Below are 12,286 nucleotides of genomic sequence, written 5' to 3' on the forward strand. Positions count from 1 at the left end.
GCCGCCGGCCTCCATCGTCGGGAGGCCGGAGACGATGCGGCTCATTGAATCAGGTTCGCCCAGTCCCGGGTATCGAACCAGTAATGGTGTTTTTCGGCCAACCACCCCTCATCGGTGACATGAGTGATCCAGCTGTTGAAGAAGGTGAGGGTGTCGAAATCGCCCTTGCGCAGGGCAAAACCGATGGGCTCCTTGGTGAAGGTCCCCTGGATCGGCAGAAACAGGGTGTCCGAATATGCCAGTGTTTCATAGGCGGGTCGGGGCGCGGACCCGACCACTGCATGGACGTTCCCGTTCCGCAGCTCCTGATAGGCCTGGGCCTCGTCGTCGAACAGGCGCAGGGTCGCTTTGGGGATGAATTTCTTCGCGGCCATTACGGCGGTGGTGCCCAGCTTGCAAGCGATCTGGACCTCGGGCTTGTTGAAGTCCTCCAGAGACTTGAAGCCGGCTGCCTTTTCCTTGTGGGCGACGATCGCCATGCCCGAGTAATCGTAAGGAATGGAGAAGTTGACTTTGAGCGCGCGCTGGGGACGAATGCCCATCCCGCCGATGATCACGTCGAATTTTCCGGTCAGGAGGGCGGGGATGATACCCGACCATTTCGTGGGTACGAATTCCACTTTTACACCCATGTCCTCGGCCAGCCGTTTGGCGACATCGATCTCGAATCCGATGAAGTTGCCGTTCTTATCCTTCATGGCCCAAGGTTCGAAGGTATCCATGCCGACCCGAAGGACGCCTCGTTTCAGAACCTGCTCCAGTGTGCTTTCCTGAACCAGTTCCTGCTGGAGTTTACCGGCTGCGGCGGAGCCGGCCATGCCGGCCGCCAGAACGAGCAATAGTGCCGCTTGCAGAAAAATCGTCGTTTTTTTCATGTGTTCTCCTTTCAATGCATCCTCCCGTGGGGGATGGTATCGTCCCGCCGGCCGCGACATCGCCTTCCGGCTGTCGATCCGTACGGGGTGGGGTTGCTGAAAATCAATGCGCCCCGTGACGCCGTGGTATTCACGAACTGCCGTTCCACGCCTGTCCTTTCCGGAGATCAGGTGATCACCTTGAAGCGCTTCTCCATGATGTTGACGATGACGGAAAGGGTCACCGTCACTGCCAGATACATGGCGGCCACGGTGAACCAGAGTTCAAAGGTGAGAAATGTTTCGGAGATAATGGCCTGGGCTTGCATGGTCAGATCGTAAATGGCGATGGTGCTGACCAGCGCCGAGTCTTTGATCAACGAAATGGCCTGGCTGGTCAAGGGGGGCAGCGTCCGTCGGACGGCCTGGGGAAGAACGATGGTTCGGTATATCTGAAACCTACTGAGACCCAGGCTGTATCCTGCCTCCCACTGACCGCGGGGAATGGAGACGATCCCCGCTCTGAAGATTTCAGAGGCGTAGGCGCCTTCGAAGAGGCTGAGCGCCAGAACCGCGGACGGGAATCGTCCCAAACCCAGAACCGGTCCCGCGACAAAATAGATGAAGAAAAGCTGAATCAAGAGAGGGGTGTTGCGGCTCGTTTCCAGATAGAACCGCGCCAGAATCTGGGCCACGAAGGCATTCGAGAGACGGAACAGGGCCGTCGCCAACCCGATGGCAAAGGCCAGCACCAGACTGACGGCCGAGATGTGGAAGGTGACCACGAGTCCCTGGAGCAATGGCCCCGCCTGTAGACCGCTGTCGCTTCGGGTGACGATATATTGGGGAATTTGGTACCATTGCCAGTTGTACCCAAGATTCCCCGTGCTCTCGGTAAAAAACCAGACAACGACGATCATCAGAACGGCGAACTGGAAAACATCGAACAGGGGGGATCGGATGATTCTTCGCCGGTCTTTGTTTCGTAGGTGGAGGGGTGCCGTTGTCATCTCTGCCCGTTTGTCGACTGCCAGTGGTTAAGCACCTGTAGGATCTCCGAGCGCCTGATGTGCCGGGCTTCCCGATGTCACAAGATGCGCCGATCCGCGGATGCCGTCCATGTAAATCCCGGCCGTTGATCGGGGATTATCCGCCCGCCCCCGAACGAAACAGCTTTTATCTTGGCCAGAATACCCATTCTTGTCAAGATGTTTTTCAGAACATGGACCGCGCGCCCGCAGGGACGTCGCGAAACTCCGGATCAGGCCGGTTCCAGAACGAGGGGGTGATGTCGGCCGAGCGTCGACAACTCACGGAGAACGTCGGCCGATCCGATGAAGACCAGGCGGCCCAGGATGTGATCCGGGATTTCCCGGGTGTCGGCCGCTATAATCTCCGGCCGGCCCATAACCCAGTTGAAGAGGCGGATCTCTCCGTTCAGGCGAACGAATCCTTTGGCCCTCAAGAGTCGGGACGGCAGTTGTCGAACCAGGGCGTGGAAGGCTTCCGTCGTCGCTTCCTTCAGGGTCCAGACGGTGGAAGAGAGCGCATCCGGCGGGAGAGTGACCCGGAACGGGTCTTTCAGCAGCGCTGCTATGGCCGCCTCGACGTCTGCCTCGCGGCGGATCGTTTTGGCGAAGGATGTCTTCGCATCCGCTTCATTTCGACATGTCGTGAACCGCCCGACGGGGATCCTTCCGAAGACGGTTTCGAAGACGGTCGGATCCGGATGATGCCTGTGGATGATCTCCCGGATGCGTTCAATCTCCAGTGTTTTGGCCAGATCGATCTTGTTGACGACGAAGCAGGTGGCGGCGGTCATCTGCTTTTCCACCGAAGCGAAGGTCTCGTATACGGCCGGAAAGCTCGCGGCGTCGATGATGCAGATCTGGTCCCGGAAGTGAAACCGGTTTCGGAAAATCGGCAGCCTGAGATCCCGTTTCATGTCTCCGGGATCCGCCGTTCCGGTGGCCTCGATGACCAGAATGTCGGGCTGGATATCCTCAAGGATCCTGACGAGCCCCTTGATGAAGTCGGTCTTGACGCAGGCGCAGAAAATCGAGCCTCGATTGATTTCCAGGATGTCCAGATCGTCCCCTTCGACGAGGATGCCGTCGATGCCGATCTCCCCGAATTCGTTCATGAGGATCGTGAGTTTTCGCTCCGGCGGGAACGCATCTATGAAATGGTTCAGAAACGTCGTCTTGCCGCTGCCCAGAAAACCGGTGATCAGGAAAACATCGATGACGGTGTTCATGACGGAGAGCTCCTTGATTCAGGTGGATAGATTGAAAACCGAAGATCGAGGGGGCGGATGCTGCGTCGGCTTTCAGATCCCGGTATTCAGCCTGTCTTCAATGGCCGCCTCCAGATCGTCCTGAGGGGGTATGATGTCGAAGGCAAGCCGACCGTTCATGAACAGGCCTGGAATGGGTGCCAGCTTGAGACCCCGGAATACGGCCGTTTCGCCGAACAGGTCGACGGAGAGGCGCAGAAATCGATCCCGACCGGCGGGTGATCCAAGGTCCACCGGCCGATAGGCCACCCGATCCCCGTAGCGGGGCAGCACGGCCGATACGGCGTCGCTCATGAGCCGACTGGGAAGATAGGCCTGGTGTTTGAACGTCACCTCGATCAGCAGTGCCGCCATGTCATTTCCCGGTTCGGGTGTTGCGGCCGGCCCCGGCCTTCTCCAGATTCTCCTTGATCCGATCAAAATCGAATCCGGCATCCCGCAGGGAGAGAAGCCGATCCCGGACAGCCTCGCCGGGGGCCCGTGCGGCCAGAGCGTCGATGAGCTCCTCGTATTGAGGGATGATGCTCTGGAAGACGAGATCGCCCTCGATACAGATGGTGGGCAGCACCTTGCCCCTGAGGGCGGTGAAGCGGGCGACGCCTTCGGCGGTTTTGACGGACCACTCCCGATATTCGATCAGCGTCTGGATTTGGGGGGGCAGAGCGGCGATGGACTCCATCATGTAGCCGCAGGCGGCGCACTGGACGCTGTCCAGCGTGAGGACGTCAATATGGATTTTTTCCGTCATGGCAGGGCGCTCCTGGATGCGGGACCGGATTACGGCGCCGGATACTTGGGATAATATTCGTCGAAAAATGTCCGGGCTTCAACAGCCTGAATGAGATGCTCCGCCGGAGTATCGAAGGGGATGTCTCAGCCGGGAGCGAATGTGTAGCCGTGGGTCCCCCCTGCCGCCAGGCTGATAAGGGCATCCTCCCTGGGGGAAATGAGCCCGAGGCTCAATGCCAGGGTGAGCTTGAGGTTGCCGCCGAAACCTTTTCCGTGTTTCCGGGCGATGTCACGGATGAAATTGAGATTCATCTGTTCGTCCACGGCAAAGGCATGCGTGCCGACGTCGCATACCGCCTCCACCACCTTGGTGCAGTCGCCGCAGATGAAGAAGGAGGAGGCGCGCCCTCCTGCGTGGATGGTTCGGACACTGGCGGCGCAATTGGGCGTGACGAACTCCCGAAAGGTCTCGGGACGGATCTGGGAGGCTACCGGGTCGACGATGGCGATGACGTCGCAGCCCATCTCCACATAGAACGCCGCTGCACGCGCGCCGATCTCTCCGGCGAAGCGAATGACCGCATGGGCGAAAGCCGGATCCTTTTTGACGGCGGTGAAGATGCGGACTCCGGCCAGGTGGGAGGCCAGGGTCAGGGGACCGGTCATGAGGCCCAGCATGGCGCAGTCCATTGCATCGAGTTGCGGCCTGGCGATTTTTGCCGCCTCGAAAACCACGGGCCAACGGCCGCTGTCTTTTTCGGGCAGGGCGAGGCCCACCACCTCAGGGGGCTGCTTGTCGCAGGGGTGGGTCCGCACCGAGGGAACGTTGTCCTCCCAATACTCCACCCCGCACCCCACGGATTCGGCTTCCAGAGAGAGGTCGAAGAGGAGGGGGATGCCGTCGGCCCGGTAGGTCCGGGCCGCTTCCACTACGCCTTTGGCCATCAGATCGGGATTCCTGAAATAGCGGTCCGCCTTTTCCCGGATGAGGTGGGCGCAGTTGACGCCGGCATACGGCACCCAGGGCGGTATGGCGGTCCGTCGTCCCAGGGTGGCGTCGATGAGCAGCTGTTTGGCCATGATCACTCCTTCTTCAATAAGGGAATGGGACGCCCAGGGCTGCGATTTCGTCTTTGACCCGCCGGTACATGTCCAGATGTTCCATGGTCGGGACGGCCCTGTCGACGTCGTAGCACTCGGCGTATTCAGCACCCATGGGCGCTTCGGCCGCCTGGTCCTCATAGGTCGCGAGCAGCCTGAGGGCGATCTCGTTCACCTGCTCCCGGGTGAGTCCTCCGTGGGCTACGGCGTGTCCGGCCTCGCATCCCAACCGGGCCTCCAGGGGCGTGGCCCGGTTCCGGTATTTGTTCCGGGCGGAGGCCATCTCCCAGAGGTTCCATCCGCAGACCGTCGATACCATGGCATGGACGGCGGTCTCCCGAAAAAGCATCTCGGTCATGGGGCCGGCGTTGGCGAATCCGTTGGATGTGTAGATGAGCTTGCTGTTTCGGGACAGGGCCTGTCCGGCCATGGCGATGGCCCATAGCAGTTCCCGGGTGGTGTTGGCGCCGAGATTGAGATGGAACGGGAAATGCTGATTGAATATGGCGCCGTGAACCACAAGCCCGATGAGGCTGTAAGCCACGATGGTGACGGCCGTGCCTTCGGAACCCATGCACCAGCCGCCGTAGATGGGGCCGGTGAGATGGCCGGTGTAGCAGCCGTACTGGGCGTAATGGAGGGATCGGTTGAGAAGGGTATCGGCGGTCTTGAACTCGGTGAGCCCTCCCACCAGCCGGGCATCGGTTTTTTGAACGCCCCACTGCTCGTTGGAGACGGCGATCTGGCCGGTGTCGTGCTCGGCGGTGCCGACGGCCACCATGAAGATGTCCGGACGGCCCAGGAGCCGAGCTGCCATCTTCTGGTTGTAGATGTGTTGGATGCAGCCGCTGATCTCCGTCGGCCCGGCGGATTCGATGAGGCGGCCGAAGGTCTCTTCCAGGATGGGGCCGCAGAGCCCGTCCAAAAGCGGCTCTTTCAGGTAGGCCATGCACATGGAGGCGTGGTATTTTTCATCCACCGTGATGTCCGGGCTCATGATGCAAAAGGGCGGGGTCCGATCCTCCACCTTGCGATGGGCGAAGCGCCGACCGTCCCTGCCGGCCCCCACCCAATAGCAATCCCGGGCGGTGTAGAGGGCCTCGCCGATCTCTTCGTCCGACACCTGAATGATGCGATGGGTGTCGGTATTGTAGTATCCCACCTCACGGAAAAGCTCCCAGCCTGCCTGCCATATGCGGTCGGCCATGGCGTCGTCGGCGGGGCATGGGGTCGCCGGATCGTATCGGATTTCGTATTTTTTGATCAGCCTCCTGAGGGTGGGGGTGAAGCGTTTCGGGAGAAACGCCTCCTCTTCCATGAAGGGCCCGGTTTTGGCCCGGTCCAGGATCTCCCACATGCGATAGGCGGTCGACATCTTGTGTCCTCCTTGGATATGTGCGGCGCAACGCGGATTTCAGGTGCCGGCGGTCGCGGGGATTGACGGCGCCGCTCCCGAGGTCGTCTCTGCCGTCAGCCAGACATCTTTCAGGCCGAGGGCATTATTTCAGCAGTTCGGCGATGAGGTCCGGGGTGGACCGCGCATCGGGGCAGTAAAGGTCTGCGCCGATCCTGTCGGCCCAGAGCCGCGAGGTCGGCGCGCCGCCGATAATCACCTTGTAGCGATCGCGGAGGCCCATCTCCTTCAGAATATCGATGATCTCCTTCTGTCGGGGCATGGTCGTCGTCATCAAAGACGAGGCGCCGATGATGTCCGCGCCCATGGCCTCCGCTTCTTTGACGAAGGTCAGCGCATCGACATTGTAGCCCAGGTCCTTGACCTGAAATCCGTTGGTCTCCAGGATGAGCTTGACGATATTTTTGCCGATTTCATGGAGATCTCCCTTGACCACCCCCAACACCACCTTGCCCTTGATCTGGCGTCCCCCGGCCTTTTCGAGGTGGGGCGCCATTTCATCAACCACGGCGGACAGGGCCTCGCCGGCGAGCATGATCTCCGGCAGGAAGATTTCGAGCCGTGCGAACCGGTCTCCGACGCGGGCCATGGTTCGGGTCATGCATTCGATCATCTCGAGGGGATCACGCCCCCCCGACAGCAGCTGCTTCGCCGCTTCCCGGGCGTCCTCGCTCTCCCCGTCTTCGACGAGCTTGCTCAGGGCTTCCAGTGACATCGTCCGTTCCCTTTCAGAGAAGGTTGATCGGCGACCGGGCCGGATTGGGCGCGATCGTCAGTGATTGGATTGGGTTGCTCAGCTGTATATACAGCTTGCGTATTCATAGATGGACGGCGGCGGGTTTGTCAATATCTTTTTCTGAAAGACGGGAGGGACCGATGTCGTCGAGGGCGTCGAAGCGGGAAAAGCCTTCCAAACCTCCCGCTCTCGATATGGATGGACTTGAAATCTCAGCCGTGCGGTGTTTCCCGGAAGGTCTCTCCGCCCTCGGAGAGCGGACGCTGCCTGATTATACAGCCGAGGCGGGGGGTCAGGACGTCTCCGGATGGAAATCCCCCGCTTCGAGCATGGGGGTGAAGGTATCCTTGAAGGCCATGTCGCCCCGCATGAAATACTCTACGTAGGTCACGGGAGATTCGCAGGAATAGACGGTGCGCTGAAAATAAAAGACCGGATATCCCGGTTTTTCACCGAACAGGTCGGAGAGGTTTTCCGGCAACCCGACTGCGGTCATGCACTGGCTGATCCGTGTCAGCGGCAGGCGATATTTGTTGATGAGAATGTCGTGAATGGAGTTTTCGGCCAGGTTTTCCCACAAGATGTCGGCGCACTGGTCGGCGCGGAGATACCGGACGGCATACCGGACGGGCATGTCGTTGAGATAATTGATGATGCAAAGCCGGATCATCTGGCCCGAATAGCGGAGGGTTTCCGCGATCTCCTCGGGCGGGTCGACGACCCGGGACTCAAGCACCTCGGTTCGAAGGTCGGCGCCCAGGTCCTCGGCCCATTTCCGAAAGGGCCGCACCCGGAAAAACCCCTGGGTGTAGTGTCCGGAGCGACGGACAAAGGTTCCTTTCCCGGGAATTCTTTCGACGGAGCCCTCTCTTTCCAGATCGTCCAGGGCTCGCCGGGCGGTCATCCGGCTTACGGCGAATTTTTCCGCCAGCTGGTTTTCCGAAGGAACGCCGTCAATGAAATTGTGCGATGCGATTCCCTGGAGCACATACTGTTTGATTTTTTGGTATTTGGGTGCCTTTTTCGTCGTTGTCATGGCTGTCCTTCCGTCGATGCAATCCCCCCTTGTCGTATCTTTTTGACGAAACGCTCCGGTGTTCAGCCGCGATGCGACGGGAATCGGTCGTTTTCCGCCGGCAGCGGTTTCCGGGCGCCATCGCGAAAGTCCGGGGCGAAACCTGTCTATACGGGCCAAGATCCGGGGAACGCTGTGATGTGAAGGATTTTAACACTTTTAAATTACACCATCATATTATTTTTTCTGTCAAAAGTCGAGGGGTATTTTCTCCTTGACAGTCGTTCACAATGGGCTTAAAAATTATTTGTTCTGTATATACAACTTTTTTCTGAAAAACACCCGTCGACGGGAAAATGTCCGTCGGCAGGTTGCGAGGGGAGACACCGCCCGATGAAGGTGGTCTATGTCGATGTCAACCGATGTCTGGGATGCATGAGCTGCCAGCGTGTCTGTATTTTTCATCAGGCCCGGAAATGCAACGGACAAACCCCCAACATCTGGGTGTCGGTGGACATGGACCGGCGCAAGATCTTTACGTCGACATGCCTTCAGTGCCGGTCCGCGGCATGTCTCAAGGCCTGTCCGGTCGGGGCCCTTTCCCGGGATCCCGAAACCCAGGCGGTGGTGGTCAATGAGCAGGTGTGCGTCGGATGCGGCGTTTGCGTCATTGCCTGCCCTTTCGGCAACATCAACATGGAGCCCCGGATTCGGGTCGCGGCCAAGTGCGATCTGTGCGGCGGCAGTCCCGAATGCGTCCAGGTGTGCATGGCCCAGGCGCTCCATTTCGGCGATCTCAACGAACTGGCGGAAATCAAGCGCCGCCAGGTCCGGGACAAGTCCGAAACGACCTTATTGATCCGTGCCGTGGAAAAGAAGGACGTGACATCGGAATGAAGGCGCGAACGGTCATCAGCAACGGCACGGTCAAGACGCTCTGCCGGATGTGCAATACCCGCTGCAGCATCGATGTTGTCGTTCGGGACGGCATCATGACCGATATTCTTCCGGGGAAAAGCAATCCGGTGAACGACGGCCGGATCTGTCCTCGCGGAAAGACCGCTCTGGAGCACTTCTATCACCGCGACCGGATCCATCGCCCCCTCAAACGGATGTCTGACGGATCTTTCATCGCCATCGACCGGGAACAGGCGTTGGATGAGATCGCGGCGCGCATGGCGGACCTCAAAGCCCGGTGCGGGGCCCGGTCGGTGGGGGTCTGGAAAGGGGAGGGCGTCGGTTTTCTTCAGCAGGAAGGGTATGTCCGCCGCTTCATCCACGGCTTTGGATCGCCCAATTATTTTTCCAACGATTCGTCCTGTTTCAACGGTCGCTACCTGGGCAATCGCCTGGTTACGGGGTTCTGGAATCCTTATCCCCACTTTGCCTCGGCCCGCCTCATCCTGCTGTTGGGCAGCAATCCTCCCGTGTGCCACCCGCCCTTTATGAAAGAGTTCGCCGATGCCCGGAGCAAGGGCGCCCGTCTGGTGGTGATCGATCCCCGCCTCAACCCCATCGGCTGCTGGGCCGATATCTTCGCTCAGCCCCGCCCGGGCACCGACGGCGCATTGGCGTGGGGCCTCATCCATCTTCTTATCAAATCCGGCGGATACGACCGAAATTTCGTGGATCGCTTCACGGTGGGTTTTGAAAAAATCGCCGCCTATGCCGAGCGGTTCACCCCGGCGGTCGTGGAAGCCGAAAGCGGCATCTACGCCGACGTCGTGCGGACCATCGCCGATATGCTGGTTGAGCGTCTGCCGAAGGTCAGCATCTATATGGGCACGGGCCTGGAGCATCATGAAAACGGCGTCAACAATATTCGGGCCATCACCATCCTTTCCTGCCTCTGTGGGGCGCTCGACATCGACTGTGGCCTCTACTGGCCTGAAAAGATGCCGCTGTCGGATCTCTCGCCCCGGCGGGAGCAACTCCTGTCAGGGCCGAGGCCCATCGGCGCCGATCGGTTTCCGGTGCTTTACGATTTCACCGGCGAGGGTCACACCATGACCGCCATGGACTACATGCTCGGCCTGGGCGAGTATCCCCTCAAGGGGCTCCTTATCACCGCCGCCAATCCGGTGGTGACCCACCCCGACACCCTCAAGGTCGAGCGCGCGCTCCGGAATCTCGATCTCCTCGTGGTCAACGACTTTTTTCTGACGCGGACCGCCCGGCTGGCCCACTACATTCTGCCCGCCGAAACCTTCCTCGAGCGATCCGAGATCCATTGCAACATCAAGTACCACCGGGTCTATCTGACTCAAAAGGTGGCTGAAATTCCGGGCATCCATAACGAATATCGGCTTTGGCACGACCTGGCCCACCGCCTTGGCTTCGGCGAAGAATCTTTCCCCTGGGAAACCGAGGACGACGTCAACCGGTATCTTCTGGCACCGTCGGAACTCTCCCTTGAAGATCTGGAAGCCCATCCCGAGGGAATTGTCTATCAGCCGGTCCGGTTCCGAAAACACGAGACGACGCCCCTGCCCACGCCGTCGGGCAAGGTGGAGTTCGCTTCCCGTTACCTCAAGGCTTTGGGTTTTCCCGAGATTCCCGAATACATCCAGCCCCTTCACATCCGGGAGCGCTCCGAGGAATACCCCTTCCTGTTGACAACCGGGGCCCGGATGACCCTCTTTTACCACTCCCGGCACCAGAATATCGCCAAGTTCCGCCTGGTCCACACCCGGGCCGAGGTCGAAATCCATCCCGACGATGCGGCCGGACTGGGAATTGCCGATGGGGAGACGGTCCGCCTCACCTCCCGGCTGGGGTCCATCGAGGTCGCGGCCCGTATCGTCCATCGGGCGGAGCTGCGTCGCGGGGTGGTGGAGGTTTACCACGGCTGGGAAGACCATCCGGCCAATATTCTCACCTTCGGCGACGTCAACGACCCCATCAGCGGGTTTCCCCTCCTGAAAGCCGTGCCCGTCCGTATTGAAAAGATATCGTTTCCGGAAGATTCCCGATCTGGAGCTGTCGAGATCGACGATCACTGATCCGATCCGGGGATGTCGAGCTTGTAGCCGGGTTTTCGGATAGGGGCGCGGGGTCCAATCTCGTTGCGGCGTTTTTGCCGCTGCTTCGGTTCGGGTGAACCCGGGGGATCGGAATTTAAGGTCGGGCATCGGGCTTATGGCAGACCGACATCGTTGATAATGACCATCAGATCAGACCGGACGCTGTTGTCTTCATGCGGTCTTCTTACAGGCAAAGAGAGGGATGCCGCTCCTGTTTCGTATCGAAAAAGTGCTTGCATTCCGCAGGGAACAATGTTAACTGAAATTAACATTAATTGTTTATGGAATCCTCATACGGGCATATAATCTTCGTTTCAACAGATACTGTTTTTAAGAAAACCATGGCATCATCCCATTTCGAATCGTTTCTTCAGAGAGTCTTCGAGGCGTCGGGCATTGCTTCCCAAAACGAGTTGGCATCGGTCTTGAACATTCATCGGGCGGCTGTCAGCCAGGCGAAGCGGAAGGGTGTCGTTCCCGAAAGATGGATTCTGAAGCTGTCCCAGAAATACGGCCTGAGCCCCGAATGGCTCGAGAGCGGCAAGGGCGCTACATTCTCAAGAAACGGTCCCGATGGGGAATTTTTCAACATTCCCAAGGTAACGGCCCGGTTGTCCGCAGGCGGCGGCTCTTTTGAAACCGCCTCGACCATCGAGCGGTATTTTGCTTTTCAGAGGGCGTGGCTGGCGAAAAAAGGCGACCCCCGTCGGATGGTGCTGATGGATGTGTCCGGCAACAGCATGGAGCCTGAGTTGAAGGACGGGGACATGGTTCTCGTCGACCGGTCCCGGACGGAAGTGGCGGCGGGGGTTATTTATGCCGTAGGAGTTGATGAAGCGATTATGGTCAAGCGGATCGAAAAACAACCGAACGCCCTTGTTCTTCACAGCGACAACCCTCGCTATATGCCGGTCTGTCTCGAGGGGGGCGCCGCAGCGGGCGTCCGGATCATCGGCCGGGTGATCTGGGCGTGCCGGGAATACCGTTAGGCATCATTTTTTTGGCACGGCATGTTAATAAAAGTGAACATGGCGACCATATTCCGGTCGGTAAAGGGTCATACCGCGACCGAACCGGAAATCCGCCAATAATACCATCCAGATGAACAGATTGGGAAA

Annotated in this window: 12 protein-coding genes; 3 read left to right on the forward strand and 9 right to left on the reverse strand. The window is 59.2% G+C overall.

Annotated elements, in window-relative coordinates; genetic code table 11:
- Positions 1 to 41: 41 nt before the first annotated feature.
- From dmul_RS01150 to dmul_RS01190, 9 genes are all read right to left on the reverse strand, one after another.
- Complete coding sequence (locus dmul_RS01150; RefSeq protein ID WP_020875863.1) at positions 42 to 875, reverse strand: transporter substrate-binding domain-containing protein; 834 nt, start codon at positions 873 to 875, stop codon at positions 42 to 44.
- A 167-nt stretch (positions 876 to 1,042) separates the two neighbouring features.
- The gene (locus dmul_RS01155; protein ID WP_020875864.1) at positions 1,043 to 1,864 is read right to left on the reverse strand and encodes an amino acid ABC transporter permease; all 822 of its coding nucleotides are present in this window, start codon (positions 1,862 to 1,864) and stop codon (positions 1,043 to 1,045) included.
- A 251-nt stretch (positions 1,865 to 2,115) separates the two neighbouring features.
- Positions 2,116 to 3,111: a CobW family GTP-binding protein gene (locus dmul_RS01160; RefSeq protein ID WP_020875865.1), complete on the reverse strand. Its 996-nt coding sequence runs from the start codon at positions 3,109 to 3,111 to the stop codon at positions 2,116 to 2,118.
- A gap of 72 nt (positions 3,112 to 3,183) precedes the next feature.
- Positions 3,184 to 3,504: a hypothetical protein gene (locus tag dmul_RS01165; RefSeq protein ID WP_020875866.1), complete on the reverse strand. Its 321-nt coding sequence runs from the start codon at positions 3,502 to 3,504 to the stop codon at positions 3,184 to 3,186.
- 1 nt (position 3,505) lies between these two features.
- On the reverse strand, positions 3,506 to 3,898 hold the full coding sequence (locus tag dmul_RS01170; RefSeq protein WP_020875867.1) for a hypothetical protein: 393 nt from the start codon (positions 3,896 to 3,898) through the stop codon (positions 3,506 to 3,508).
- Positions 3,899 to 4,023: 125 nt separating this feature from the next.
- Positions 4,024 to 4,959 carry a uroporphyrinogen decarboxylase family protein gene (locus dmul_RS01175; RefSeq protein WP_020875868.1) on the reverse strand — a complete coding sequence of 312 codons (936 nt, stop codon included), beginning with the start codon at positions 4,957 to 4,959 and terminating at the stop codon, positions 4,024 to 4,026.
- Positions 4,960 to 4,972: 13 nt separating this feature from the next.
- Positions 4,973 to 6,355: a monomethylamine:corrinoid methyltransferase gene (locus dmul_RS01180; protein ID WP_020875869.1), complete on the reverse strand. Its 1,383-nt coding sequence runs from the start codon at positions 6,353 to 6,355 to the stop codon at positions 4,973 to 4,975.
- Positions 6,356 to 6,479: 124 nt separating this feature from the next.
- Positions 6,480 to 7,109, reverse strand: coding sequence for a cobalamin B12-binding domain-containing protein (locus tag dmul_RS01185; RefSeq protein ID WP_020875870.1), 630 nt, complete (start codon positions 7,107 to 7,109; stop codon positions 6,480 to 6,482).
- 313 nt (positions 7,110 to 7,422) lie between these two features.
- Positions 7,423 to 8,166, reverse strand: coding sequence for a GntR family transcriptional regulator (locus tag dmul_RS01190; protein WP_020875872.1), 744 nt, complete (start codon positions 8,164 to 8,166; stop codon positions 7,423 to 7,425).
- 372 nt (positions 8,167 to 8,538) lie between these two features.
- Between dmul_RS01190 and dmul_RS01195 the strand changes: the two genes are divergently transcribed.
- The 3 genes from dmul_RS01195 (at position 8,539) to dmul_RS01205 (ending at position 12,157) form a co-directional block, all read left to right on the forward strand.
- Complete coding sequence (locus dmul_RS01195; RefSeq protein WP_020875873.1) at positions 8,539 to 9,042, forward strand: 4Fe-4S dicluster domain-containing protein; 504 nt, start codon at positions 8,539 to 8,541, stop codon at positions 9,040 to 9,042.
- Positions 9,039 to 11,147 (forward strand): molybdopterin-containing oxidoreductase family protein, encoded by a 2,109-nt coding sequence (locus tag dmul_RS01200; RefSeq protein WP_020875874.1) that lies wholly within the window; start codon positions 9,039 to 9,041, stop codon positions 11,145 to 11,147. Before dmul_RS01195 ends, dmul_RS01200 begins: the two co-directional genes overlap by 4 nt.
- 362 nt (positions 11,148 to 11,509) lie before the next feature.
- On the forward strand, positions 11,510 to 12,157 hold the full coding sequence (locus dmul_RS01205; protein ID WP_020875875.1) for a LexA family transcriptional regulator: 648 nt from the start codon (positions 11,510 to 11,512) through the stop codon (positions 12,155 to 12,157).
- Positions 12,158 to 12,286 lie beyond the last annotated feature (129 nt).

Source organism: Desulfococcus multivorans, from assembly GCF_001854245.1.
Lineage (GTDB): Bacteria > Desulfobacterota > Desulfobacteria > Desulfobacterales > Desulfococcaceae > Desulfococcus > Desulfococcus multivorans.

What these genes read in the sequence shown, in the direction of transcription:
- dmul_RS01150 (WP_020875863.1), bottom strand. Translation starts at nt 875, where the DNA reads ATGAAAAAAACGACGATTTTTCTGCAAGCGGCACTATTGCTCGTTCTG.
- dmul_RS01155 (WP_020875864.1), bottom strand. Translation starts at nt 1,864, where the DNA reads ATGACAACGGCACCCCTCCACCTACGAAACAAAGACCGGCGAAGAATC.
- dmul_RS01160 (WP_020875865.1), bottom strand. Translation starts at nt 3,111, where the DNA reads ATGAACACCGTCATCGATGTTTTCCTGATCACCGGTTTTCTGGGCAGC.
- dmul_RS01165 (WP_020875866.1), bottom strand. Translation starts at nt 3,504, where the DNA reads ATGGCGGCACTGCTGATCGAGGTGACGTTCAAACACCAGGCCTATCTT.
- dmul_RS01170 (WP_020875867.1), bottom strand. Translation starts at nt 3,898, where the DNA reads ATGACGGAAAAAATCCATATTGACGTCCTCACGCTGGACAGCGTCCAG.
- dmul_RS01175 (WP_020875868.1), bottom strand. Translation starts at nt 4,959, where the DNA reads ATGGCCAAACAGCTGCTCATCGACGCCACCCTGGGACGACGGACCGCC.
- dmul_RS01180 (WP_020875869.1), bottom strand. Translation starts at nt 6,355, where the DNA reads ATGTCGACCGCCTATCGCATGTGGGAGATCCTGGACCGGGCCAAAACC.
- dmul_RS01185 (WP_020875870.1), bottom strand. Translation starts at nt 7,109, where the DNA reads ATGTCACTGGAAGCCCTGAGCAAGCTCGTCGAAGACGGGGAGAGCGAG.
- dmul_RS01190 (WP_020875872.1), bottom strand. Translation starts at nt 8,166, where the DNA reads ATGACAACGACGAAAAAGGCACCCAAATACCAAAAAATCAAACAGTAT.
- dmul_RS01195 (WP_020875873.1), top strand. Translation starts at nt 8,539, where the DNA reads ATGAAGGTGGTCTATGTCGATGTCAACCGATGTCTGGGATGCATGAGC.
- dmul_RS01200 (WP_020875874.1), top strand. Translation starts at nt 9,039, where the DNA reads ATGAAGGCGCGAACGGTCATCAGCAACGGCACGGTCAAGACGCTCTGC.
- dmul_RS01205 (WP_020875875.1), top strand. Translation starts at nt 11,510, where the DNA reads ATGGCATCATCCCATTTCGAATCGTTTCTTCAGAGAGTCTTCGAGGCG.